Annotated in this window: 26 protein-coding genes; 15 read left to right on the forward strand and 11 right to left on the reverse strand. The window is 67.0% G+C overall.

The features are described 5' to 3' along the window. Positions 1–25: 25 nt before the first annotated feature. Genes A5780_RS35165 through A5780_RS35180 form a run of 4 tightly spaced genes read left to right on the forward strand, consistent with a single transcriptional unit; the run spans position 26 to position 3,976 of the window. Positions 26–886 (forward strand): LLM class F420-dependent oxidoreductase, encoded by an 861-nt coding sequence (locus A5780_RS35165; protein ID WP_064911217.1) that lies wholly within the window; start codon positions 26–28, stop codon positions 884–886. A gap of 45 nt (positions 887–931) precedes the next feature. Beyond that, positions 932–2,191 carry a glycosyltransferase family 4 protein gene (locus tag A5780_RS35170; protein WP_063011042.1) on the forward strand — a complete coding sequence of 420 codons (1,260 nt, stop codon included), beginning with the start codon at positions 932–934 and terminating at the stop codon, positions 2,189–2,191. Then, positions 2,185–2,916, forward strand: a complete 732-nt coding sequence (locus A5780_RS35175; protein ID WP_064906086.1) for a class I SAM-dependent methyltransferase — start codon at positions 2,185–2,187, stop codon at positions 2,914–2,916. The genes A5780_RS35170 and A5780_RS35175 overlap by 7 nt, the downstream gene beginning before the upstream one ends. Beyond that, on the forward strand, positions 2,903–3,976 hold the full coding sequence (locus A5780_RS35180; RefSeq protein WP_064906084.1) for a hypothetical protein: 1,074 nt from the start codon (positions 2,903–2,905) through the stop codon (positions 3,974–3,976). The genes A5780_RS35175 and A5780_RS35180 overlap by 14 nt, the downstream gene beginning before the upstream one ends. Before the next feature lie 36 nt (positions 3,977–4,012). On the opposite strand, the gene A5780_RS35185 is transcribed toward A5780_RS35180, so the two are convergent. After that, positions 4,013–4,699, reverse strand: a complete 687-nt coding sequence (locus tag A5780_RS35185; RefSeq protein WP_064911194.1) for a class I SAM-dependent methyltransferase — start codon at positions 4,697–4,699, stop codon at positions 4,013–4,015. A 169-nt stretch (positions 4,700–4,868) separates the two neighbouring features. Between A5780_RS35185 and A5780_RS35190 the strand changes: the two genes are divergently transcribed. After that, the gene (locus A5780_RS35190) at positions 4,869–5,435 is read left to right on the forward strand and encodes a TetR/AcrR family transcriptional regulator (protein WP_030516462.1); all 567 of its coding nucleotides are present in this window, start codon (positions 4,869–4,871) and stop codon (positions 5,433–5,435) included. Between the two features lie 28 nt (positions 5,436–5,463). On the opposite strand, the gene A5780_RS35195 is transcribed toward A5780_RS35190, so the two are convergent. Continuing rightward, entirely contained in the window at positions 5,464–5,955 is a 492-nt protein-coding gene (locus A5780_RS35195; RefSeq protein WP_063011034.1) for a glutathione peroxidase, read from the reverse strand. A 326-nt stretch (positions 5,956–6,281) separates the two neighbouring features. On the opposite strand from A5780_RS35195, the gene A5780_RS35200 reads away from it, so the two are divergent. Next, positions 6,282–7,898 carry a GMC family oxidoreductase gene (locus tag A5780_RS35200; protein ID WP_064911195.1) on the forward strand — a complete coding sequence of 539 codons (1,617 nt, stop codon included), beginning with the start codon at positions 6,282–6,284 and terminating at the stop codon, positions 7,896–7,898. Position 7,899: 1 nt separating this feature from the next. On the opposite strand, the gene A5780_RS35205 is transcribed toward A5780_RS35200, so the two are convergent. The 3 genes from A5780_RS35205 to A5780_RS35215 all read right to left on the reverse strand — a co-directional run bounded on the left by A5780_RS35205 (position 7,900) and on the right by A5780_RS35215 (position 9,738). Beyond that, complete coding sequence (locus A5780_RS35205) at positions 7,900–8,502, reverse strand: Uma2 family endonuclease (RefSeq protein ID WP_255407311.1); 603 nt, start codon at positions 8,500–8,502, stop codon at positions 7,900–7,902. A gap of 766 nt (positions 8,503–9,268) precedes the next feature. After that, positions 9,269–9,550, reverse strand: a complete 282-nt coding sequence (locus tag A5780_RS35210; RefSeq protein ID WP_064911196.1) for a hypothetical protein — start codon at positions 9,548–9,550, stop codon at positions 9,269–9,271. Positions 9,551–9,552: 2 nt separating this feature from the next. After that, on the reverse strand, positions 9,553–9,738 hold the full coding sequence (locus A5780_RS35215; protein WP_063011028.1) for a hypothetical protein: 186 nt from the start codon (positions 9,736–9,738) through the stop codon (positions 9,553–9,555). 352 nt (positions 9,739–10,090) lie between these two features. Between A5780_RS35215 and A5780_RS35220 the strand changes: the two genes are divergently transcribed. From A5780_RS35220 to A5780_RS35245, 6 genes are all read left to right on the forward strand, one after another. Next, complete coding sequence (locus tag A5780_RS35220; RefSeq protein WP_063011078.1) at positions 10,091–10,981, forward strand: helix-turn-helix transcriptional regulator; 891 nt, start codon at positions 10,091–10,093, stop codon at positions 10,979–10,981. Further along, positions 10,978–11,181 carry a DUF397 domain-containing protein gene (locus A5780_RS35225; protein WP_063011026.1) on the forward strand — a complete coding sequence of 68 codons (204 nt, stop codon included), beginning with the start codon at positions 10,978–10,980 and terminating at the stop codon, positions 11,179–11,181. The genes A5780_RS35220 and A5780_RS35225 overlap by 4 nt, the downstream gene beginning before the upstream one ends. A 220-nt stretch (positions 11,182–11,401) precedes the next feature. Continuing rightward, positions 11,402–11,914, forward strand: coding sequence for a MarR family winged helix-turn-helix transcriptional regulator (locus tag A5780_RS35230; RefSeq protein ID WP_082976904.1), 513 nt, complete (start codon positions 11,402–11,404; stop codon positions 11,912–11,914). Beyond that, positions 11,911–13,689 carry a chloride channel protein gene (locus tag A5780_RS35235; RefSeq protein WP_064906600.1) on the forward strand — a complete coding sequence of 593 codons (1,779 nt, stop codon included), beginning with the start codon at positions 11,911–11,913 and terminating at the stop codon, positions 13,687–13,689. The genes A5780_RS35230 and A5780_RS35235 overlap by 4 nt, the downstream gene beginning before the upstream one ends. A gap of 74 nt (positions 13,690–13,763) precedes the next feature. Continuing rightward, positions 13,764–14,804, forward strand: coding sequence for a tellurite resistance/C4-dicarboxylate transporter family protein (locus A5780_RS35240; protein ID WP_169812377.1), 1,041 nt, complete (start codon positions 13,764–13,766; stop codon positions 14,802–14,804). 86 nt (positions 14,805–14,890) lie between these two features. After that, positions 14,891–15,556: an LUD domain-containing protein gene (locus tag A5780_RS35245; protein WP_063011021.1), complete on the forward strand. Its 666-nt coding sequence runs from the start codon at positions 14,891–14,893 to the stop codon at positions 15,554–15,556. Between the two features lie 406 nt (positions 15,557–15,962). Here the strand turns inward: A5780_RS35245 and A5780_RS35250 are convergent, their stop codons facing one another. Beyond that, entirely contained in the window at positions 15,963–16,700 is a 738-nt protein-coding gene (locus tag A5780_RS35250; protein WP_063011019.1) for an SDR family oxidoreductase, read from the reverse strand. Positions 16,701–16,803: 103 nt separating this feature from the next. Here A5780_RS35250 and A5780_RS35255 point away from each other — a divergent pair, with 103 nt between their 5' ends. Then, positions 16,804–17,475: a TetR/AcrR family transcriptional regulator gene (locus A5780_RS35255; RefSeq protein ID WP_064911197.1), complete on the forward strand. Its 672-nt coding sequence runs from the start codon at positions 16,804–16,806 to the stop codon at positions 17,473–17,475. A gap of 68 nt (positions 17,476–17,543) precedes the next feature. Here the strand turns inward: A5780_RS35255 and A5780_RS35260 are convergent, their stop codons facing one another. Together A5780_RS35260 and A5780_RS35265 are read right to left on the reverse strand one after the other, a co-directional pair. Continuing rightward, positions 17,544–19,010: a catalase gene (locus A5780_RS35260; protein WP_064911218.1), complete on the reverse strand. Its 1,467-nt coding sequence runs from the start codon at positions 19,008–19,010 to the stop codon at positions 17,544–17,546. Positions 19,011–19,073: 63 nt separating this feature from the next. Continuing rightward, positions 19,074–19,517 (reverse strand): Fur family transcriptional regulator, encoded by a 444-nt coding sequence (locus A5780_RS35265; protein WP_063011017.1) that lies wholly within the window; start codon positions 19,515–19,517, stop codon positions 19,074–19,076. 218 nt (positions 19,518–19,735) lie between these two features. Here A5780_RS35265 and A5780_RS35270 point away from each other — a divergent pair, with 218 nt between their 5' ends. Continuing rightward, entirely contained in the window at positions 19,736–21,082 is a 1,347-nt protein-coding gene (locus tag A5780_RS35270; protein ID WP_064911198.1) for a serine hydrolase, read from the forward strand. 38 nt (positions 21,083–21,120) lie between these two features. Here the strand turns inward: A5780_RS35270 and A5780_RS35275 are convergent, their stop codons facing one another. Further along, on the reverse strand, positions 21,121–21,537 hold the full coding sequence (locus tag A5780_RS35275; protein WP_063011013.1) for a nuclear transport factor 2 family protein: 417 nt from the start codon (positions 21,535–21,537) through the stop codon (positions 21,121–21,123). A gap of 95 nt (positions 21,538–21,632) precedes the next feature. Between A5780_RS35275 and A5780_RS35280 the strand changes: the two genes are divergently transcribed. Further along, positions 21,633–22,229, forward strand: coding sequence for a TetR/AcrR family transcriptional regulator (locus A5780_RS35280; protein WP_227462939.1), 597 nt, complete (start codon positions 21,633–21,635; stop codon positions 22,227–22,229). A gap of 79 nt (positions 22,230–22,308) precedes the next feature. Here the strand turns inward: A5780_RS35280 and A5780_RS35285 are convergent, their stop codons facing one another. Together A5780_RS35285 and A5780_RS35290 are read right to left on the reverse strand one after the other, a co-directional pair. Next, the gene (locus tag A5780_RS35285) at positions 22,309–23,343 is read right to left on the reverse strand and encodes an aspartate-semialdehyde dehydrogenase (RefSeq protein WP_064911199.1); all 1,035 of its coding nucleotides are present in this window, start codon (positions 23,341–23,343) and stop codon (positions 22,309–22,311) included. Positions 23,344–23,346: 3 nt separating this feature from the next. After that, positions 23,347–24,612 (reverse strand): aspartate kinase, encoded by a 1,266-nt coding sequence (locus tag A5780_RS35290; protein ID WP_030516481.1) that lies wholly within the window; start codon positions 24,610–24,612, stop codon positions 23,347–23,349. Positions 24,613–24,706 lie beyond the last annotated feature (94 nt).

Below are 24,706 nucleotides of genomic sequence, written 5' to 3' on the forward strand. Positions count from 1 at the left end.
GCCCGACCGAACCGAAAGGAACATCATGCGTTTCGGCATCGTCCTGTTCACCAGCGACCGCGGCATCCGGCCGGCGGTCGCGGCCGAGGCCGCCGAGGAGCGCGGCTTCGAGTCGTTCTTCGTGCCCGAGCACACCCACATCCCGATCAAACGGGAGGCGGCACATCCACTGACCGGCGACGAGAGCCTGCCCGACGACCGGTACATGCGCACCCTGGACCCGTGGGTGGCGCTGGCTACCGCGGCGGCGGTCACCGAACGCATCGAATTGTCCACGGCGGTGGCACTTCCCACCGAACACGATCCCATCACGCTGGCCAAGACCATCGCGACCCTGGACCACCTGTCCGGCGGCCGGGTCCGCGTCGGCGCCGGATTCGGCTGGAACACCGACGAACTCGCCGACCACGGCGTGCCGGGCAACAAGCGCCGCACGGTGCTGCGCGAGTACCTCGAGGCCATGCGAGCGCTGTGGACCGAGGAAGAGGCGAGCTACGACGGCGACTTCGTGAAGTTCGGCCCCAGCTGGGCGTGGCCGAAGCCGGTACAGGCGAAGGTGCCGGTGCTGATCGGCACCGCGGGCACCGAACAGGGTTTCCGCTGGATCGCGCGCTCGGCCGACGGCTGGATCACCACCCCGTACGAGACCCATACGCTGCTGGAACGCCTGCAGCTGCTGACCAAGGTGTGGCAGGAGGCCGGCCGCGAGGACACCCCGCGGGTGGTCGCCCTCGACGGCAAACCCGACACGCAGCGGCTTACCGAATGGAGCGCCGCCGGGGTGACCGACGTACTGTACGGACTGCCGGACAAGTCCGAAGCCGAGGTGCTGGCCTATCTCGACCGCCTGGCCGGCAAGCTCGCGCCCCTGCGCGCGAGCGCCTGAACCACCACCGCGACCTGGCGCCTGAACAGGAAGTGAGCCGAAGACGTGCGTATCGCCCTGCTGTCCTACCGCAGCAAGACCCACTGTGGCGGGCAGGGGGTGTATGTCCGGAAGTTGAGCCACGGCCTGGCCGAACTCGGCCATGAGGTCGAGGTGTTCTCCGGTCAGCCCTACCCGGAACTGCTCGATCCCCGGGTAAAGCTGACCGAGGTGCCGAGCCTGGATCTGTACCGCGATTCCGATCCGTTCCGCACGCCGCGGCCCGGGGAGATCCGCGACCGCATCGACCTGCTGGAACTGGGCACGATGTGGACCGCCGGATTCCCCGAGCCGCGCACGTTCAGCCTGCGCGCGGCACGGCTGTTGCGTTCGCGCGCAGCGGATTTCGATGTTGTGCACGACAACCAGTGCCTGGGTTCCGGACTGCTCGACATCGCCCGCCGGGTGCCGCTGGTGGCCACCATCCACCATCCGATCACCCGCGACCGGGCCGTCGATCTGGCGGCCGCGCCGTGGCGGCGCAAGGCGTTCGTCCACCGCTGGTACGGGTTCCTCGGCATGCAGCAGCGCGTCGCCCGGCTGATTCCGGATCTGATCACCGTCTCCTCGACCTCGGCGGCCGATATCGCCGACGACTTCGGCGTCGACGCCTCCCAGTTGCGGGTGGTCCCGCTCGGCGTCGACACCGAACTGTTCCGGCCGCGCGAGCGTCGCGTACCGGGCCGGATCGTGGCCGTGGCCAGCGCCGACAAACCGCTCAAGGGCATCTCTCACCTGCTGCAGGCGCTCGCGCGGCTGCGGCTCACCCACGACGTCGAATTGCAGCTGGTGGCCAAGCTGGAACCGAACGGCCCCACCGAGAAGCTGATCGCCGAACTGGGCATCTCCGATATCGTCACGGTGTCGAGCGGACTGTCCGACGAGGCACTGGCCGAACTGCTGGCCTCGGCGCAGATCTCCTGCATTCCGTCCATGTACGAGGGCTTCTCGCTGCCCGCCGTGGAGGCGCTGGCCAGCGGCACCGCCCTGGTCGCCAGCCGGGCCGGCGCACTGCCGGAGGTGGCGGCCGACTGTGCCGAACTGGTGGAGCCCGGCAATGTGGACGAACTGACCGGCGTCCTCGGGAAATTGCTAGACAATCCGCGTCGCATCGACGACCTCGGCGCCGCCGGGCGCCACCGCGCACTCACCGTCTTCAGCTGGGAAGCCGTGGCAGCCCAAACCGTTTCGGTGTACGAACGCGCCATCGCCCGCCGCCAGGGCACCGACCTGACCGCCGATACACAGGAGGCGAACGTATGCTGACCGTCGATTTCGACCGCTTGGGAATCGGTCCGGGCCTGCGGGTCATCGATGTGGGATGCGGACAGGGTCGCCATGCCTTCGAGGCGTATCGGCGCGGCGCCGATATCGTCGCCTTCGATCAGAACGCCGACGATCTCGCCGATGTGAAGGTCATGTTCGGCGCGCTGGCCGAGGCCGGTGAGGCTCCCGATTACGCGCAGGCCGAGACGGTCCAGGGCGACGCGCTGGCCATGCCCTTCGAGGACGGCGAATTCGACGTGGTCATCGCCTCCGAGATCCTCGAGCACATTCCGGCCGACGACGGCGCGATCGCGGAACTGGTGCGCATTCTGAAACCCGGTGGGGCCCTTGTTATCACGGTGCCGCGCTGGCTGCCCGAGCGGATCTGCTGGCTGCTCTCGGACGAATACCACGCCAACGAGGGCGGTCACGTGCGCATCTACCGCGCCGACGAACTGCGCGGCAAGGTCGCCGCACGCGGCATGCGCTTCATCCACAGCGAACACGCGCACGCGCTGCACGCCCCGTACTGGTGGCTGAAGTGCCTGGTCGGCGTGGACAAGCCCGATGCCCGGCCGGTGCAGCTGTATCACCGGATGCTGGTGTGGGACATGATGAAACGGCCGTGGCTGACCCGTGTCGCCGAATCGGCCCTGGACCCGGTGATCGGCAAGAGCGTCGCCCTGTACTTCACCAAGCCGGCGGTGTCCGGTGCGCGCCGCTGAGCTGCCCTCGATTCCCGGCGTCCTCACCGCCCGGCAGTGCCTGGCCACCGCGGAATCCATTGCCGCACAACAGCACAGCGACGGCGCCATCCCGTGGTTCCGGGGTGGGCACACCGATCCCTGGGATCATGTCGAGTCGGCGATGGCGCTGACGGTGGCGGGTCTGTACGACGCCGCGCGCGCCGCCTACGCCTGGTCGGCGGACACCCAGCGCGCGGACGGCTCCTGGCCGTCGCAATTTCGCGGCGACATCGTCGAGACCGCCGATACCGATACCAATTTCTGCGCCTACATCGCCACCGGTGTCTGGCACTACTACCGCTGCACCGGTGATCGGCGCTTCGTGGACGCGATGTGGCCGACCGTGCGTGCGGCGATCGACTACGTCATCTCGTTGCAGCAGGGACGCAACGGCGAGATCTATTGGCTGCAGACCGAACAGGGCATCCTGCCCGAGGCTTTGCTGACCGGCTGCTCGAGCATGTTCCACAGCATCGGCTGTGGGCTGGCGATCGCGGAACTGCTCGGCCTCGCCCAGCCGGAATGGGAGGTCGCGGCCCTGCGCCTCGGCCACGCACTGCGGCATCATCCGGAAGCCTTCGCCGAGAAGGACCGGTATTCGATGGACTGGTACTACCCGGTGCTGGGCGGGGCGCTGCGCGCAGAGGCGGGACATGCCCGGATCGCCTCGCGCTGGAGCGATTTCGTCGTCGGCGAGATCGGCATTCGCTGCGTCTCCGACCGGCCGTGGGTGACCGGCGCCGAAACCTGCGAACTGGCACTGGCGCTGGACGCCCTCGGCGATTCCGATCGCGCGCTGCGACTGCTGGCGAGTATCCAGCACCTGCGCGAGGACGACGGATCCTATTGGACCGGACTGGTTTTCGCCGACGGCAAGCGCTGGCCGGAGGAGCGCACCACCTGGACCGGCGCGGCGGCGGTGCTGGCCGCCGACGCGCTGACCCGCACCACCGGCGGCAACGGGATCTTCCGCGACCTGGTGCCCGGGGCGGATATCGCGACCGGCCTCACCTGCGACTGCGTGCGTTCACCCAGCTGAGCCGGCCGCGACTTCACCGCTTCCGCTTCGGCCGTTTCAGCCCTTACCGCCACACCCCGTGCCGCGCTCGAGCAACCGCAGCGATCCGATGGCCGCGACTTCGCGGAAATTACCGCTGTCCAACGCCTTTCGGTAGATGTGGTACGGGGCCTGCCCGCCGTCGGCCGGATCCGGGAAGACGTCGTGGATGGCCAGCACACCACCGGCCGCCACCCACTGCGCCCAGCCGTCGTAATCGCGCTGGGCCGCGGCCTCGGTATGCCCGCCGTCGATGAACAGCAGCCGGATCGGGCTGCGCCAGTGCTTCGCCACGGTCGCCGAGGGGCCCACGACGCCGACCACGGTATCGGTCAATTCCGCGCGCACCATGGTGCGGCGGAATGTGGTGACGGTGTCGAAGCGGCCGGTTTCGGGGTCGACCAGCGAGGTGTCGTGATATTCCCAGCCGGGCTGATGTTCCTCGGACCCGTGATGATGGTCGATGGTGTAGACGGTGGCGCCGGTTTCGCGGGCCGCCGCGCCGAGATAGATCGCTGACTTACCGCAGTAGGTGCCGATTTCCACGATTATCCCGTCGCCCGCGTAGCGCCGGGCGGCCTCGTAGAGCGCGCGTCCCTCCTCGACCGGCATGAAGCCGATCGCCTGCTCGGCCAGCTCGAACAATCGGCGAGTATCCGCGGAAATTTCGGATTCCGCGGGAATTATCGAATCGACACGAGTCATCAGAAGAACACCTTTCGGAAATCATCTCTCGATACTTTGCGAGCGGATGCGATATTTTGTGATTTGCGACTGTATCCGCTTCGGCAACGGGTATGCGAGTTGCTTTCGAAGCTTCACTACAGTAGCATCCAGACACGTGTCCGATCCCATTTCCACCGAGCCTACACCGGTGAATATGGAGGCAACTCGCCGCCGCCTCACCGAGAAGCAGGCCGATACCGTCGACCGGCTGACCAAGGCCGCGCTGGAAGTTCTGTCGCGCGAGGGCTTCGCCGGTCTCACCGTGCGCATGGTGGCCGCGGCCGCCGGAGTGGGTACGGCCACCGCCTACACCTATTTCTCTTCCAAGGAACACCTGGTCGCCGAGGTCTTCTGGCGGCGACTGGCCGCCGATGCGCCCCCCGAGCCGGAGGCGGGCGCCGACCGGACCACCCGGGTGGTCGCCGTTTTGCGCCAGATCGCGATGCTGGTCGCCGACGAACCCGCGCTGGCGGGCGCGGTGACCAGCGCGCTGCTGGGCACCGATCCCGACGTCGCGCATCTGCGCCTGCGCATCGGGACCGAGATCCGGCGGCGCCTGCTGGACGCGCTGGGCCCGGACGCCGATCCCGATGTGGTGGAGACGCTGGAATTGCTTTATGCCGGCGCCCTGGTTCGCGCCGGCGTGGGTTACGCCTCGTATGCCGAAATCGCGGACCGGCTGGAAAAATCGGCCCTGCAGGTGCTGCGGGACTGAATACGCGATTTCCGGCGGCGTCCGGAAATTACGGCAATACCGATTCGATCGCCGCGACCACACTCGGATCCTGCGGTTCGGTGCGCGGACGGAAACGACCGACGACCTTACCGTCACGATCGATCAGGAACTTTTCGAAATTCCATTGAATATCGCCGGCATCGCCTTCGGCATCGGCGGTCTGCACGAGTTCGCGATACAGCGGATGCCGGTCGTCACCGTTGACGTCGACCTTGGCCAGCAGCGGGAAATCCACCCCGTAGGTGGTCGAGCAGAACTGCTGGATCTCCTCGGCGGTGCCCGGCTCCTGTCCCATGAACTGGTTGCACGGCACGCCGACGACGCTGAATCCGCGTGAGCCGTAGGCCTGCTGCAGCGCCACCAGTCCGGTGTACTGCGGTGTCAGACCACATTTCGAGGCGACGTTGACCACGAGTAGCGCCTTGTCACCGGCGAGTTCGGCGAGGGTCGCGGGTTCACCGGCGAGCGTCTGTACGGGAATTTCACGAATATCGGTCACAGTCGAAATGATAGGTGGAATCTCGGCCGCCGCGAGGGCGACTTCCGCCGCCGGGCCCGTCCGCCGACGGGCCGAGGGGAGTTGGCGAACCCTCGTCACCACCTTTCCGCGCCGAGGAAGAACTGCAACCTGTTCTATGATGTGACGTGAATAACATCCCTGGTCATAGCCAGGAAGTCGCTCCCGGACCGCGTCCCGGAGATCATTTTTCCCCAGCGTGCGTCTTCACCATTATTAGAACTTGTTCTACAGTGAGCTGAGGCACGCTCCCGCGCCGAGCGGAGCCGCGATCAGCCGCTACCACTTCGAAGATGAGGTAACCGAACATGACCGACACCAGCGCAGCCGATTACATCGTCATCGGCGCGGGCAGCTCCGGTGCCACTGTCGCGAGTCGGCTCGCCGAGCAGGGCGCCAGCGTCATCCTGCTCGAGGCCGGCCGCAAGGACAACACCAAGTTGGTCACGGTCCCGGGCATGATCACGACGGTTCACACGGTTCCGCAGCTCAAGCATCAGGTCACCTGGTCGCAGTACTCGATTCCGCAGAAGCACGCCGCCGAGCGCCGGGTACCGATGACGCGCGGCAAGGTGCTGGGCGGTTCGAGTTCGGTCAACGGCATGCTCTTCGTGCGCGGCAACAAGGCCAACTTCGACTCCTGGGCCGCCGAGGGCTGCGAGGGCTGGAGCTACGAGGGCGTGCTGCCTGCCTACAAGCGCCTGGAGAACTGGGAGGACGGCGCCAGCGAGCTGCGCGGTTCCGGCGGTCCCATCGAGGTGACGCGGCAGAAGGAACTGACCCCGATCGCCCAGGAGTGGATGGAGGCCGCGGCCGAAACCTTCGGCGTCCCGGTCATCGAGGACTACAACGGCGAGTCCCAAGAGGGCATCAGCATCTTCCAGCAGAGCGTGCGAGACGGCTTGCGCTACAGCTCCTCTCGCGGCTTCATCACCAACCGCCCCAACCCGAATCTGAAGGTCGTCACCAAGGCGCACGTGGCGCGCGTGGTGATCGAGAAGGGCCGCGCGACCGGCGTCGAGGTCATCGAGAAGAAGGGCCGCCGGATCATCCGCGCCGAGAAGGAGGTCGTGGTCTCCGGTGGCGTGATGGGTTCCGCGCACATCCTGATGCTGTCCGGCGTCGGCCCCGCCGGGCACCTGCGCGACCTCGGCATCGAGGTCAACGCGGATCTGCCGGTCGGCCAGAACCTGCACGACCACCTGTTCGTACCGATGACCTTCATCTCGAAGAAGGCGCTGCACCGCGGAATTCCGTCGCATTTCGCGGCCGGTTTCCTCAAGGAACTGCGCAGCCCCGGCAGCTCCTGGTTCGGGCGCACGGTCTTCGAATCCGTGGGCTTCGTGCGGACCTCGTTCGCCAAGGACATCCCGGATATGCAGATCCACACCCTGCCGTGGAGCTACCCGACGCCCAACCAGGACGAGGACAAGCTGCACATGGTGGACAAGCGGGAGGCGCTGACCATCTTCCCGACCCTGATCTACCCGAAGAGCCGCGGCGAACTGCGCCTGGCCTCCACCGACCCGCTGGCCTCGCCGCTGATCGACCCGGGCTACCTCTCGGACCCGGCCGATATGGACTTCCTGGTCGAGGCCATCGGCATGATCCGCGAAGCCGCGGCGAACAAGGCGATCGCCGGCGACATCACCGAGGAGTTCTCCCCCGGCCCCGCGTTCACCGACGAGACCGCGCTGCGCCGCGAGCTGCCGATGCGGATCCACTCGGTCTACCACCCGGTCGGCACCTGCCGGATGGGCGTGGACGAGCGCGCGGTGGTCGACCCGCAACTGCGGGTGCGCGGCATCGAGGGCCTGCGGGTCGCCGACGCCTCGATCATGCCGAGCATCACCGGCGGCAACACCAACGCACCGTGCTACATGATCGGTGAGAAGGCGGCCGAATTCATCACCGCCTCGGCGTAATTCACCTCGTTCTGTCGGCCTCGTCGCGATCCGAAATCGCGACGGGGCCGTCGTCTAGGCGGGGCGTCAGATTTCGCCGAGATCGATGTCGACAGTGAACGGTACCGCCGCCTTGATGACGCCCGTGTACCATCTCGCCGGTCCGATATGCCCTCGTTGCCGGGTCGAGGATGTAGGTGTAGATCAGCGGGACGCCGGTCGCGGCCTGTTCGACTCGCCAATAGAAGGCGATACCCGCCTTGGCGTATTGGTCGACCTTCACGATCCGATCGGTTGTCTCGGATCCGGGCGAGACGACCTCCGCGACCAGCAGCACGTGTTCCGGGCGGGTGGGGGTGACGTCGATCGTGTCCGCTCGGTACACCACGACATCCGGGCGGCGGTTGGTGAGCGGGACATCCTGCAGACGGGCGTCGAAGTCGGTATCGGCGTTCCATTCCGGTCCCGACGCGGCATCCAGCGCGTTCGCCAGGACCCGCGCCAACCGGTTGTGCCGCTTGGACGCGCTGGGGCTCACAACGGCGATGCCCGCCACGATTTCCATTCGTGCACAGCGCTCTTCGGGCCAGGAATCGTATTCCGCTGCCGTGACTTGCTGGTGCATCTATGCCCCCACGCCGGTATCGACACTCATGACACCCGCCCCTCCCGAGCAGTTTCCGACCTGCTCACTCCGGCTTCGGAGGATCGACGCCGACACCGAGATATGTTGCGGGGAACAGAAGCAACTACGCAAGGAGCGCGAGTTGTCGCGCCGACAGCCGAACATGCCGCGTGTCGGCGGGTGCCCCGAAGTAATCGTGCAAACTTCGACGATATTCGCGGTTTTCTCGCATTCTCGGCGGGGTTTGCACGATAAGTTCACGGGCGGGCGATGACGATCGCCACCCCGCCCACAGGGCGGTCTCTCGCAATCGGCGCGGCACCTGAGCATCACCGGACAGTCGCCGGCGATCGCTCCTCACTGCGAGTCACCGCGTCGGCCTTTCCCAGACGGTGCGGGTCGACAGGCCGAGATAGACGCAGGTTTCGTGAGATGTTGGCGGGCGGCGGGGTATCAGGTCGTTCAGGCAGGGGAAACGGGCGGCGGGGGTGGCGCGTAGGGCTTGTGCGATTGCCGCGTACCAGTGGGGGTCGCCGTGGATCGCAGGTGCCGATGATGTTCGTGGAATGCGTTGTGGCAGAGAAGGTGTCATACGTCGTTCCTTGTCGGGCGGGATGGCGCGCGCGGCATTGCGGAGCGGGACGCTGCGATGGCGGCGTGGTGCCGTGGTGGCGCGTTGCGATGGCGGCGCGTTGCGGTAGTGGGGAGTTGCGGTAGTGGGGAGTTGCGGTGGCCTGCGGGGTCGGGAGGGGACCCCGCAGGCACCTCAGGCCCGCTCGCGCCACTCGGTGGGGAGTGTGGATGGTGGCGTCGAAACATCCTGCGAGCGGGACGTTTTCATTGTCCGGCCGGTGCTGCAAGCGGCGCATTCGGCAGTGGTCGCGGCGTCGGGGTCGTGGCCGAGGGTTGTGAGGATGTTGCGGCAGCCGCTGAGCATCTCGCAGGTGTGCGGGGTGCAGTCGGCGTGGCGTTCGGCGTGGATCTCACGGTGCATCCGCTCGGGGGAGATCGGGTTGGCGAGCGGGCCGTGGAAGACGGGATTGGTCATGCTCAGATCCCGAAGTGCGGGCGGTCGGCGGGGTGCATGGCGCCCGTCGCGACGAGCCAGAGTTTGGCCTGTAACTTTCTGGCGCACACCGTGATCGGGCAGTCGAGATGGTCCTGCATGATGCGGTGAGCGAGCGTGGTGGTCATGGTCGGCAGGGCGCTGTGGATGATCGGTCGCAAACCGTGCACGGGAGAACACCTCCGGACATCGTCGGGGCACCAGCGGACATACGGCTGGTGGTACTCCCGATGGCCGGGGCCATTTTTCGGCCATTACCTTGCGGCGTCGGTGCTACGCGGTAATGTCTCGTCGGTATCATCACGGGTGTAGTCGCATCCAGGGGCAACGGTTGTGCGACTTGCCGATTCGAGTTTCCCGGCCATCGGGGTGGCTCAAGAAGACCACCGAATGAGCCGGCGGGACAATAGCGCCATGCATATGCAACGAAGGTTCTGCGACGGCCCAGAGCGGTTCGCACGGGGGTAGCCGATTTCTTTCCTCGTGCAAACGGCGACCGCTCACGATGCAAACGAGGAATCCGTGACGAACATCGGTGAGGACAGCTCGACCACTCTGCCCCGGCGGCAATTGGGGAGGTATCTCAAGGAGGCCCGACTCGGCGTCGGCCTGCGGTTGGAAGATGTTGCGCCGCTGATGCAATGGTCGGCGAGCAAACTGTCTCGGCTCGAGGCCGGGAAGTCCCCGGCCATCCGCGTGCTCGATGTGGAGGCGCTGTGCCGCATTTACGACATCGACGATCCCGAGGTGTGTGCGGGGCTCATCGGCCTGGCGAAGCAGAGCACCGAGAAAAGTTGGTGGCAGGCATTCGATGATGTGATCACCGGAAACTTCGATTTGTACGTCGGATTGGAGTCGTCGTCGGAGAAACTGTCGATCTTCCAACCCCATATCGTCGCTGGACTCCTACAAATACCGGCCTACGCTCGGGCAATTGAACTGGGTTACTACTCCGACATCAACGAGCAGGAGCTGGAACGGCGAATCCAGCTACGCGTCAAGCGCCAGATGTTGCTGACCCGGAAGGTCAAACCGGTCATGGTCGATTTCGTCATCCATGAATCGGTACTGCACACCGTTGTGGGCAGCGGAAAGATCATGGCGGCACAATGCCATCATCTGGCAAATCTTCCGGCTAACGTCACGGTGAGAGTGCTGCCCTACGAGACCGGATTTCCCGCAGGTCTCCCGACAGGTCCGTTTGCCATCCTCGACTTCGGCACCGACTCGAAGGGACGCGAACTGTCTCCGACAGTCGTGTACATCGAATCCTTTGCGGGCGATCTATATCTCGAGCGCGCAAAGGACGTCGCCAGGTATCGTCAGGCGTACAGCGTCATTCGGGATGCGGCGCACGACGTTGCAGAGAGCAAGCGCCGACTGCGGCAGATAGCAAGGGAGCACGAACGGTGAACCTGGACCTAGCCGGCGCCAAGTGGTTCAAATCCAGCCGCAGCGGGGGCGGCAAAGAGTGCGTGGAGACCGCGTTCCTCGACAACGGTCATGTAGGCGTCCGCGACTCCAAGAACCCCACCGGCCCCGCCCTCGTCTTCACCCCTGCCGAATGGGACGCCTTCACCACCGACCTCCGCAACGGCACGCTCGACGCCTGAGCCCGGCTTTCGACAGGTCCACATTTCCTCCTGCGGCGCACGGGAATTCGATCCGAAGACAGATCGCATCCTGCAGCAGCCGCATCGCGAGGGCTTCGTCATTCTCTGCCGACCGATACCGGCAGGAGCACGTCACTCCGCGCAGCCTCCGTTGTGATCGCGACCACAACAGAGGTCGCTCGACTTGACCCCACCCTTTGCATATTGCAACTCTTGTCTAATGCAAAGCCATGAGGAGACCGCCGCGTCGGCCGCCGACGCCGCGCCCGCACAGAGCACCACCGCCGAGATCGCGGCACTGGAAGCGCTGACCCGGATGCTGGTTTCCATCGCCTGGGACAGCGCCCACGCCGCACCTCCCGGCGTCACCTTTCCGCAGATGCGCTTCCTGCTGATCCTGCAGGCCCTCGGCCGGGTGTCGTCGTCGCGGCTGGCCGCCGCCCTCGGCGTCAACGCCTCCTCGGTGACGCGACTGGCCGACAAACTCGAGGGCCGCGGATACGTGGCGCGAGGAACCGATGCGCACAACCGCAGCGTGGTCACCATCGAGGTCACCACCGCCGGGCAGGCGGTGGTCGACCAGGTGCTGCAGCGGCGGAAAGTCGCCTTCGGGTCCTTGCTCGACGAGCTCACTCCCGAGGCGCGCGACCGCGTGATCGTCGCGGCGCGGGACTTGGTGCAGGCCGCCGCCACCACGCCTTTCGTCACCGCCACCGGGCCGGGGTCGTTATGAGCGCCGGGCATTCGCGCGCAACACATCTGGGTGATTTCCAGGTCACGCCGCGACTGCTGCTGATCGCCGGACTCGCGATACCGGTCGGCGGAGCGGCCGCGGGGGCCGCCTACGCGCTGCTGAAGCTGATCGGCTTCATCACGAATCTCGTGTTCTATCAACGCCTCAGCACCGAGATGGTCGCACCGGGCGCGACCCATCACCCGTGGTGGCTGGTGCTGAGCGCACCGGTCGTCGGCGGCCTGATCATCGGGGTGATGGCGCGCTACGGCTCGGAGAAGATTCGCGGCCACGGCATGCCGGAGGCGATCGAGGCCATTCTCACCGGCGGGTCCCGGGTGCAACCGCGGGTGGCGCTGCTCAAGCCGGCTTCGGCGGCGATCAGCATCGGCTCGGGCGGGCCGTTCGGCGCCGAGGGGCCGATCATCATGACCGGCGGCGCGGTCGGCTCGATTCTGGCGCAGTTGCTGAAACTGTCCGCGGACGAACGCAAGACACTGCTGGTCGCCGGTTCGGCGGCGGGTATGGCCGCGACCTTCAACGCCCCGCTCGCGGCGATTCTGCTCGCGGTGGAACTGCTGCTGTTCGAATGGCGGCCACGCAGTTTCGTTCCGGTGGTGGCCGCCGTGGTCACCGGCACCATCTGCCGCTGGGCGATGCTCGGCAACGGACCGGTCTTCGCGGTGGCGACCGACGGGCGCACTCCGGGCGCGCTGTCCGACGGCCTGGCGCTGATCCCCGGCATCACCGGCGGACTGCTGGCCATCGCCGCCACCGCGATGGTGTATTTCGCCGAGGACTCCTTCGCCAAACTTCCCGTGCACTGGATGTGGTGGCCCGCGATCGGCGGCCTGATCATCGGCATCGGCGGCCTGTTCGAACCGCGAGCGCTCGGCGTCGGCTACGACGTCATCGACCAGTTGCTCACCGGACATGCCACGCTGTCGCTGATCGTCGGCATTCTCGTGGTGAAAACGCTGATCTGGTCCCTCTCACTCGGCTCGGGCACCTCCGGCGGCGTGCTGGCGCCGGTGTTCATGATCGGCGCGGCGCTCGGCGCCGCCGAGGGCGGATTGCTGCCGCACGTCACCGCCGGCTTCTGGGCCATGTGCGGACTGGCCGCGGTCGTGGGTGGTGTGATGCGCTCACCGCTGACGGGCATCGTCTTCACCTGTGAACTCACCCATGCCTGGAACGACGTGCTGCCGCTGGCGGTGGCCTCGGTCTCGGCGTACGCGGTGTCGGTACTGCTGCTCAAGCGTTCGGTGCTGACCGAGAAGATCGCCCGCCGCCGACTGCATCTGACCCGCGAATACACCACCGATCCGCTGGAGACGTTCTTCACCCACGAGGTGATGACCGCCGATCCGCTGGTGCTCGGAATCGACGATCTCATCGACCCGATCCTGCCGCAGACCCACTACGCCGGGCTCTACCCCGTGGTCGACGGTTCCGGCGCGCTGGTCGGCGTGACCACCCGTCAGGTGCTGCAGAACTGCCTCGGCACCACGGTCGCGGCCGCCACCCTGAGCATCCGGACCTCGGTCCATCCGGACAACACCCTGCGCGAGGTGGCCAACGCACTCGCGCTGGCGCACGTGACGGCAGCACCCGTGGTCGCGCGCGACGATCCGAACAGGTTGTGCGGCATCGTCACTCTCGAACAACTGTTGCACGCCCGCCGCCGCGACCTGCACGAGGAACACCACCGCGAACGCCTGCTGGTCGTTCGCGAGGAACCAGCTGCCGAGGACGACAAGGTCACCGTCGCCTGAGCGGCGTCAGCTCGACCCGAGCCCGGAGCGTGTGGATGCGCGGCTCGGCGACGTTCGCGTGGAACACTCACGCTGTGAGCGAGTCGTTCGGGCGGCGAGTGGGTTTCGTGGCGAACCTCGGGCCGGGGTGGTTCGCCTCGGTGATGGCGACCGGCATCGTCTCGCGGGCCGTCGGCTCGGCGGGGTGGGAATGGGGCGGCACCGCCCTGCTGATCATCGGCCTGATCGCCTATGCCGTGCTCGTGGTGGCGACCCTGCTGCGCATCGCGTTCTTCCGCGACCGCGTGATCGGCGACGCGGTGAATCCCGCGACCGGCTTCACCTATCTCGCCTTCGTCGCCGGCACCGCGGTGTTGTCGGCGGGGCTCTCGCGACACGCCTGGGCGGGTGCGGCGCTGGCCTTGTTGCTGGTGGCGACGGTCGCGTGGGCGGTACTCGTCTACGCGATTCCGGCGTTGCTGATGGTGCACCACGGCGCGCCCACCGCGGTGACCGGAGCCAACGGCACCTGGTTCCTGTGGGTGGTCGGCACGCAATCGCTCGCGGTGGCCGCCACCGCGCTGCCGCAGCCTTGGGGTCAGCGTTTCGCGGTGCCGGCGCTGCTGTGCTGGTCGGTCGGCGTGGTGCTCTACGGCATCGTGGCGACGGTGGTGCTGGGCACCCTGTTCGGCACGTCGCTGACCGCGCAGCTGCTGGCGCCCACCTATTGGATCTTCATGGGCGCCACCGCGATCAGCGTGCTGGCCGGCACCCAGATCATGGATCAGAGTTCGGTGGCGTTGATCGCGACGGTACGGCCCATGCTCGAGGGTTCGACGCTGGTGCTGTGGGCCTTCGGCAGCTGGCTGGTGCCGCTGCTGCTGGCGGCCGGCATCTGGCGGCATCTGGTCCGGCACTTCGGGCTGAGCTACGAACCCGGCCTGTGGAGCATCGTGTTTCCCGTGGGCATGTACGGCGTGGGAACCGCCGAACTGGGCAAGGCCACCGGCGAACAATGGATGGTCGCCTTCGGACACGGTGAGGCGTGGGTGGCGCTGGCGGTGTGGGCGGCCACCGCGGCCGATCTGGTCGTCACGCTGATCCGCCGCCGGCGTAGCCGGGAATCCGTAGGCTGAGCTCGCGATCTCCTACCGCACGGTAGCCTGGTTCGCGAAGTACGATCCGGCGGGAGGAGCCGGAGCAATGGAACGGGAGATTCACGGTGACCTCGCGGGAGGATTTCCTGCGCCGCGTGCGCGATGCCCTCGAGGCGCTACCCAATGACGAACGTATGGTGCCGGTGCCGCGCAACTATCAGCGCAACGCCCCGGTCCCCTCGGCCGAGGACCAGGCCGAGATCGTCGAACTGTTCATCGATCGCCTCAAACATCATGGCGCCCAGGTCCATCGGGTCGGCCCGGAGGAGATTCCGGGGGCGATCGACTCGGCCCTGCGGGCCCACGGCGCCCGCTCGGCGCTGGCGCCCGACGGGCTGCCCGAACATTGGCTGCGGCGCTGGGAACTGACGGGCGAACACCGTGTCCTCGACGATCAACCGCACCTGTCGATTCTCGATCGCGAACGTAGCGATGCCGTGGTCACCGGGTGCGCCGGCGCGGTGGCCGACGCCGGCACCCTGATTCTCGACGGCGGACCGGGACAGTGCCGCCGCGATGCCGCCGTCCTGGCCGACTGTCACATCTGCGTGGTCCGCGTCGAGCAGATCGACTACTCACTGCCGCAGGTCCTGGACAAACTGGACCCGCGCCGATCCATCACGTGGTTCGGCGGGCCGACCGCCATGACCGATCCGGAGGCCGATTCCGGCAAGGTCGGCGGTGTCATCGAGGAGACCGAGCGACGCCTGGTCGTCGTCATCGTCGGTTGATCGACGGGCCCTATTCCCTTCCCACACACCTTCCCTGCCCCACAAGCGCTCGTTAAGGGCGCGGCAAGCGCACCCCGGCATTGTCGTCCTCGACACCGGGAGTGCTCCTGCCGCGAGAGGGGGCGGCAGGATCACCCACCGGCGCAACCGAGCCGATCCGCTCGGTCTGTCGACGAGGGGTGACAGACCGGGCGGATCGGCTGTGTATGCGGCAGCGGCGACCGGCGCCGACCGCCGATATCGATTTCGGCAGCGGCGCCGATGTCCGACTCGAGGAATGATGGGGGTATGGAAACTGCGGTCGCCTTCGTTCTGGCTTGCCTGATCTACTGGTGGGGCTTGATCTGACCGATCGGCGCCCCACCGGGCAGCACCTCGCCGGGCCGACCACCGGCGAGCGGGTACCTCAGCGGCCGGTGGGCAGGTTCGCCCCGCCGGTCACGTCGAGCACCACGCCGCTGACGAAGCCGTTGGTGGCGATCATGTGCACGGCCCGGGCCAGTTCCTCCGGGTCGCCTACGCGCCCGACGGGTGTGGTGGCGGCGAGGCCGTCGAAGAGGGTGCGGCGGCGTTCCTCCGGCACCCGATCCCACCATTCGGTGTCGATGACGCCGGGGGCTACCGCGTTGACCCGCAGCGGGGCGAGTTCGACCGCCAGCGGAGGCACCATGGCGTTCAGCGCCCCGTTGATCGCGGCCAGTCCGGCGGTGCCGGGGAAGGCGGCATGCGCCGACGCGGCGGTGATCAGGGTGATCGATCCGTTCGAAACCAGATGCGGCAGAGCCGCTTTCACGATTTTCACCTGCGGCCAGAACTTACCGTCGAACCCCTCCACCAAGTGGTCGAGATCGAGTTCGGCGAACGGACCGCTGCCCGCCGAACCGCTGACCGCGATGACGAGGTGGTCGATGCTGCCGGACTGCGCGAAGAATGCCGCGATCTGCTCGCCGTCGGTCGCGTCCATCCGGTAGCCGCTGGTCTTGCCACCCAGCCGTGCCACCGCCGCGTCGAGTTTGTCCTGGCTGCGGCCGGTGACGACGACCTCGGCGCCCTCGTTCGCGAACAGCGCGGCGGTGGCCGCACCGATTCCGGAACTACCGCCCATGACGACGACGCGCGGGATGCCGGTGCTGGAAGCGCTCATTGCTACTGTTCCTGTCCTGTACAGTTTGTCGAGACTGACAGTCTCGACAACGAGCGTAGCGGGTGTGGTATTCCCGCGCACCGCCACCGCTGGGAGGTAGACCATGGGACCACCACCGCGGCAACCGGATTCGCCCCCACCCGAACGCGCGCACACCGGCCGGCGCCGGAACGAGGCAACCCACCGCGCGATTCTGGACGCCGCCCTCGCCCAGCTCGCCACCTCCGACGGCGGGTCGGTCACGGTCGATTCCATCGCCGCCGCGGCCGGGGTCGGCAAGCAGACGATCTACCGCTGGTGGCCGTCGAAGGGTGCGGTGCTGCTCGAAGCCCTGCTCGAACGCGCTCGCCAAGAGGTGCCGACCCCGGACACCGGCTCGGTGCGCACCGACCTGCTGGCCGTCGCGGATTCGACTTTCACCGGTGCCCAGGGGGATTCGACCGCCCCAGCGTTGCGCGCGCTGGTGCGCGAGGCCGCCCGCGACCCCCACCTCGCCGAATTACTCCAGGAGTTCACCGCCGCCCGCCGCGCCGCCGCGCGCGACATTCTCGAGCGGGCGATCACGCGTGGCGAACTGCCCGGCGATACGGATGCGGACCTCTTGGTGGATCTGCTGTACGGCCTGTTCTGGTACCGCTTCCTGCTCGGCCATGCCCCGCTCGACCACACCACGGCGGCACGGCTCGTCGACATCCTGCTCCCGCCCGCGGTTGACACTTCTCACACACCCGGAGATGAGTCAGCGGATCCGATCCCACGGATCGAAACCCGCTGACGGAAGGCCTGTTCACGATGTGGCCGGCCCGCACCGAAATCCGATGCGGGCCGCGGATGTCGTCCTGGTCAGCTGTTGCCGTTCAGACCGGCGCGCACACCTTCCTCGATGCGCTTGCCGATCTCCGGATCGACGTTCTTCCAGTAGTCGAACACCCGGCTCAGCACCGGTTCGCGCACGCCGCCGAGCACATGCCCGACCACGTTGTCCACCAGGCGCTCTCGCTGTTCGTCGTTGAAGACCTCACGCACCAGCGTGCCCGGCTGCGCCCAGTCGCTGTCCTCGGCGTGCTGAACGTAGCCGGCCCGCACCTGCTCTGGCTCGAAACTCCACGCCGCCTCCTCCGGGGCCGCGGCCGCGTCGGCATGTGGGCCACCGAACGAATTCGGTGCGTACACAGGCACTTCCGGCGCGTTGAAGTCGTAGCGCATGGCGCCCTCCTTGGAATAGGAGTTCACCTCGGCCGCACGCGCGCGGTTCGGCGGCAGCTGGTGGTAGTTGGTGCCGATGCGGTAGCGATGAGCGTCGGCATAGGCGAAGACCCGGCCCAGCAACATCTTGTCCGGCGAATAGCCGATGCCCGGCACGATCGCCGACGGCTCGAATGCGGCCTGTTCGATCTCGACGAAGTAGTTGCTCGGGTTGCGGTTCAGCGTCCAGGTACCGACCTCGATCAGCGGGTAGTCCTTGTGCGACCACACCTTGGTCAGATCGAACGGGTTGAAGCGGTAGTTCGCCGCCTCACCCACCGACATGATCTGCACATACAGAGTCCAGCTGGGGAACTCACCGCGTTCGATCGCCTCCCACAGATCCTGGCGGTGATAGTCGGGATCGGTGCCGGCCAGCCGATCGGCCTCGGCCTGGGTCAGGAATTCGATGCCCTGATCGGTCTTGAAGTGGTACTTCACCCAGAACCGTTCACCCTCGGCGTTGATCCACTGATAGGTGTGCGAGCCGTAGCCGTTCATATGGCGGTAGGTCTTGGGAATACCGCGGTCGCCCATCAGCCAGGTCACCTGATGCGCCGATTCCGGGCGCAGGGTCCAGAAGTCCCACTGCATGTTGTGATCGCGAAGACCGTTGCCCGGCAACCGCTTCTGCGAACGGATGAAGTCGGGGAACTTGATCGGATCCTTGATGAAGAACACCGGGGTGTTGTTGCCGACCAGGTCGTAGTTGCCGTCCGGGGTGTAGAACTTGACCGCGAAGCCGCGCGGATCGCGCCAGGTGTCGGGGCTGCCCTGCTCGCCGGCGACGGTGGAGAACCGCACCAGCGACTCGGTCCGCGCACCCGGCTGGAACAGCTTCGCCTTGGTGTAGCGGCTGACGTCGTTGGTGACGACGAGCTCACCGAAGGCCCCCGCACCCTTGGCGTGCACGATCCGCTCCGGCACCCGCTCCCGGTTGAACTGGGCGAGCTTCTCGATCAGATAGTGGTCGTGCAGCAGAATCGGGCCCTCGGTCCCGGCGGTCAGCGATTCGTTGTCGCTGGGGACCGGAGTGCCGGTGTTGGTAGTGGTCGGCCCACTGATCGGCCCACTGATCGGCTTTGTCATCGCAGCCTCCTGTTTCTGCTGTCGCCCGGGATGTCCGGGCTATCGGGATGGCGCGTCGTCACCGCGACGGCATTGCGGGCAGAGTCCCCAGAACACGACCTCGGCTTCGTCGATCGTGAACCCGTGCGCGTCCGACGGGTCGAGGCAGGGGGCACGGCCCACGGCACAGTCCACGTCCACGACCGTGCCGCAGTTCCTGCACACCAGATGGTGATGGTTGTCGGCGATGCGGGTTTCGTACCGGGCCGGCGAACCGGCCGGTTCGATCCGGCGCAGCAGGCCGGCGCCGACACAGGCGTGCAGTACGTCGTACACAGCCTGTGTCGACACCGAACCCAGCTGCTGCCGGACCGCGGCGGCCACCCTGTCTGCATCCGAATGCGGATGGGCGGCAACCGCTTCCAGCACCGCCACCCGCGGGCGGGTGACCCGCAGACCGGCCGCGCGCAATCGTTCGCGCGGATCGAAACCACCGGTGTGCATGAACCCAGTCTGCCCGTTTTCTGGAATAAGTCAAGAAAAGACCGAAAGGGACGTTTTGCGGGAGTGCCGCGCACGACGCCGCCGGGCTCACGCTCGGCGGCGTCCCCCTGCGCGGAGCGGACCCGGCGTTCGACCGAAAACCGCGACACCGATTCCGATTTGGTTGCGGCGGTTGCGTGTTGGGCACCACCACGAATGCCGGTGGTTAACCTCGGCTCATGGGACGCCTCCAGGGCTGGGTGATCGGGGTTCTCGTCGTCGTACTGATCGGTGGTACCTGCGCCACCGCGGTCCCGGCGCGCGCGGAGAGTGCCCAGACCTGCGCGGTCTCGTCCGGACGCGGATTCGAACGAGCCACACCGGAATCGGCGGGCCTGGACGCGGCGCGGCTGGCTTCTGCCCTGCGGTTCGCCGACGAACGGAACCGGCTGAACGTCAAGATCTTCCGGCACAACTGCCTGATCGGAACCGGCGCGCACAACGACGCCACCGATACGACGCCGTGGAATATCTGGAGCGTCACCAAGAGCGTGGTCTCGCTGATCGCCGGAATCGCGTGGGATCAGGGCAAACTCGATATCGACGCGCCGATCGACCGCTATCTGCCGCCCGGTCTCGGCGACGCCGCCCACCGCGCGATCACCGTCGAGGATTTGCTGACCGAGCGCTCGGGCCTGCGTGTCGGAGTGATCAACGAGGGGATCTCCGGGGTGGTGCCGATCGATCCGAACAGTGCCGTGCAGGCGCTCGGGGTCCCGCTCGACAATCCGCCCGGCACCCGGTTCTCCTACAGTCAGCGCAACGTCGATCTGCTGTCGTACGTGATCGAACTGGCCGTCGGCGAACCACTGCAGCAGTTCGCGCAGCGGGAATTGTTCTCTCCCTTGGGTATCCAGCGTAGCGATTACTACTGGGCCCGCGACCGTTCCGGTCACACCTACGGCTACGCGCACCTGATGATCCCGCCGGACGATCTCGCCAAGATCGCCCAGCTGGTCGCCGGCCACGGCGACTGGAAGGGGGTGCAGGTGGTCTCGGCCGATTATCTGCACCGCGCCCAGCAGACGGGCCCGGGCCGCGAATGTTACGGCTATCTGTTCTGGGGCCGCCCCGGATGTATCGAGATACCGTCGTTCCTGCCCCCGGATGTGTTCGCGATGTCCGGGCTCGGGCTGCAGGACGTCTTCTTCATCCCGAGCCTGGATCTCACCGTGGTGTGGACCGGCGTCTTCGGCAACCACAGCAGCGGCGGGCCGACCGGCATCCTGCAGAACCTGACCGAGCTGACCTGGGAATTTTTCCGCAGGCTGCTGGGCGCCTTCCAGCAACCGCCGATTCCGGACCCCGGTCCCTATGTCGAACCACCGGTCACCCTGGACCCCCGCGCGTTCTTCGATCCGTACATCACGCTGGCGATTTTCGGAGTCGGGCCCGACGCCTATCCCGGCTGTTCGGTGCTGTCCTGTGTGAACACCCCACTGGCACCGCCGTTCTCGGATGCCCCGCCGGGGTGCGCTCTACTGGTCTGCCTCGGGCCCGATCCCCGCACACCGGGCATCCGCTGACGTAGCGGCATCGATGAATGAGAGGCGACCGGCCGCGGTCAGCCGGCGATCCGCGCGATCCGCGCGGTATCCATATAATCCCGGAACAGGGTCACTTCCCCGTCCCGCACGTGCACCACGTTCACCGAGGTGCGAACTCGCGCTCGCGGCGCGCCCGGCAGCGTCATATCCACCTCGTTTTCCACGAAAAGCACTCCGTCCGAGCTGGATTCGTAAACCGTGGGATAGACCCCGTGCACCTCGACACCCGACCGGCCCGACCAGCGTTGCGCGAGGTGTTCGCGGATCGCCTCCCGCCCCTCGAGCCGCTCCGGCATCCCCGGAATCGGGAACGGGATCTCGAATACCGCATCGGGGGCGAGCGCCGCGACGAAGGCGTCGGCATCACGCGCCGGCAACGTCGCGAACAGGTCCTCGACCACCTGGCGGGCACTGCGCACCGAACTCGAAACCATGACAAACTCCCTCTGTTAGAAGCGGAACGTACGACCCGTTTATAATCCGGAACGCACGCCCCGTTTGTCAACGGATAACCGGGTAGACTCGCGCTGTGGCGGAGAAACAGTTAGTGGACCCGGCGGCCGAACCGCGCCGCGCCCTGCGCGCCGACGCCCGCCGCAACCGGGAGCGCGTACTCGCTGCCGCCAGGGAAGCCTTTGCCGCCGAAGGTATTTCGGTCCCGCTGGACGAGATCGCGCGCCGCGCCGGAGTGGGACCCGGCACCGTCTACCGCCACTTCCCCACCAAGGAAGCCCTGTTCCACGCCGCCATCGTCGACAACATCGAGCGAATGGTCGACTACGCGCGCGGACTCGAAGCCGCCGACGATCCGGGGGCCGCCTTCTTCGACCTGCTGGACCACATGGTCGCCGAGGGTGGGGTCAAGCGCGATCTCGCAGATGCGCTGGGCGGTCACCAGTCGATCGAAATCACCGGCCCCACAAAGGAATTCCAGGCCGCGATCGCCCGGTTGCTGCGGCGCGCCCAGGATTGCGGCGCGATCCGCGACGATATCGACTTCGACGATCTGATGCGGGTGCTGAAGGGCGCCTTCGCGGGCACGCACACTGCTACCGGCGAGCAGCGAGCCCGCGCTTTCGCCGTCGTCTTCGACGGACTCCGGGCCCGCAGCGAACCGGCCGGCTGAGCCTCCGAACGCGACCGGCTGAGCGCCCGCAAGGAAAACGGGCCGCCCGCAATCGGACGGCCCGTTCGAAAATGCAGTGTCAGCGCTGCGCGAGCAGAACTTCCGCGATCTGAATGGTGTTGAGCGCGGCGCCCTTTCGCAGGTTGTCACCCGAGACGAACAGCGCCAGGCCACGCCCCTCCGGCACGCCCGGATCCTGGCGGATCCGGCCCACCAGCGACTCGTCCTTACCGGACGCTTCCAGCGGCGTCGGAACGTCGACCAGTTTCACACCGGCCGCGTCGGCGAGCAGTTGCTTCGCCCGCTCCACCGAGAGCGGCCGCGCGAATTCGGCATTGATCGACAACGAATGCCCGGTGAAGACCGGCACGCGCACACAGGTACCGCTGACCAGCAGGTCGGGCAGACCGAGAATCTTGCGGCTCTCGTTGCGCAGCTTCTGGTCCTCGTCGGTTTCACCGGAACCGTCGTCGACGAGCGAACCCGCCAGCGGCAGCACGTTGAACGCGATCGGCGCGACGTACTTGTTCGGCGCGGGGAACTGCAGGGCGCTGCCGTCGTGGGTCAGCTTCTCGGCGTCCCCGATCACCGCGCGGGCCTGCGTGGCCAGCTCCTCCACACCGGCCAGCCCACTCCCGGAGACGGCCTGGTAGCTGGAGACGATCAGTCGCTGGAGTCCGGCCTCGTCGTGCAAGGGCTTGAGCACCGGCATGGCGGCCATAGTGGTGCAGTTCGGATTGGCGATGATGCCCTTGACCAGATTGCGGGTCTGTTCGGGATTCACCTCGCTGACCACCAGCGGCACCTCGGGGTCCTTGCGCCACGCCGAGGAGTTGTCGATGACGGTCACGCCCGCGGCCGCGAACCGCGGCGCCTGCACCCGGGACATGCTGGCGCCTGCGGAGAACAGGGCGATATCCAGTCCGGACGGATCCGCGGTCTCGGTGTCCTCGACCACGATCTCGCCGCCGCGCCAGGGCAACTTCTTCCCGGCCGAACGCGCCGAGGCGAAGAATCGCACCTCGTCGGCGGGAAAGTCGCGCTCCTCCAGCAGTTTTCGCATGACGGCGCCGACCTGCCCGGTCGCACCGACCACACCTACGCGTACACCCATGGTTTATCGCCCCGATCCCGCGTGCACGACCGCGACCTCGTCGCCGCCCAGGTCGAACGCCTTGTGCAGCACCTGCACGGCGCCGTCCAGCTCGGTGTCCTTGACCAGCACGGAGATGCGAATCTCGGAGGTGGAGATGAGGTCGATGTTGATACCGGCCTTGGCCAGCGCCTCACAGAAGGTGGCGGTGACGCCGGGGTGGCTCTTCATACCCGCGCCGACGAGGGAGACCTTGCCGATGTGGTCGTCGTAGAGAACCTGGCTGAAGCCCAGTTCGCTCTGGCGCTTGGTCAGGAACTCCACCGCGCGCGGCCCGTCGGCCTTGGGCAGGGTGAAGGTGATGTCGGTCTTACCCGTCTCGACCTTGGAGATGTTCTGCAACACCATGTCGATGTTGATCTCGGCGTCGGCGATGGCCCGGAACACCTTGGCCGCATAGCCCGGCTCGTCCGGCAGGGCCACCACGGTCACCTTGGCCTCGCTGCGATCGTGCGCGACGCCGGTGAGAATTGCGTCCTCCAAGGGGATGTCCTCCATCGATCCGTAGATATAGGTGCCCTTGCGGTCGGTATAGGACGACCGCACATGCACCGGAACGTTGTAGCGGCGGGCGTATTCGACGCAGCGCAGCATCAGCACCTTGGCGCCGGTGGCGGCCAGCTCGAGCATTTCCTCGAAGCTCACCTGCTCCAGCTTCTGCGCATCCGGCACGATCCGCGGATCGGCGGTGAACACGCCGTCGACGTCGGTGTAGATCTCGCAGACGTCGGCCTCGAGCGCGGCGGCCAGGGCGACCGCGGTGGTGTCGGAGCCGCCGCGGCCCAGCGTGGTGATGTCGCGGCTGTCCTGCGAGACGCCCTGGAAGCCCGCGACCAGCACGATCAAGCCCTCGTCGAGCGCATCGCGGACCCGGGAGGGAGTCACGTCGATGATGCGGGCGTTGCCGTGGGTGCCGGTGGTGATGACTCCCGCCTGGGAACCGGTGAACGACCGGGCCTCGGCGCCGAGCGAGTGAATCGCCATGGCCACCAACGCATTCGAGATGCGCTCACCGGAGGTCAGCAGCATGTCGAGTTCGCGGGCCGGCGGCGCGGGCGCCACCTGCTGGGCCAGGTCGAGCAGTTCGTCGGTGGTGTCACCCATTGCCGAGCACACGACGACCACGTCGTGCCCCTGCTTCTTCGTCTCGACGATCCGCTCAGCGACGCGCCGGATCCGCTCGGCAGACTCGAGCGAAGATCCTCCGTACTTCTGAACGACGAGAGCCACAGTGGGGTCCTCCAAGATCGACTAGCTGCTGTTACAGCCAATAAGACTACCGATCGGAGTCCGCTCGGTGGCGGGCTACCTCCGAGCGGCCACC

It is taken from the genome of Nocardia sp. 852002-20019_SCH5090214 (assembly GCF_001665865.1).
Lineage (GTDB): Bacteria > Actinomycetota > Actinomycetes > Mycobacteriales > Mycobacteriaceae > Nocardia > Nocardia nova.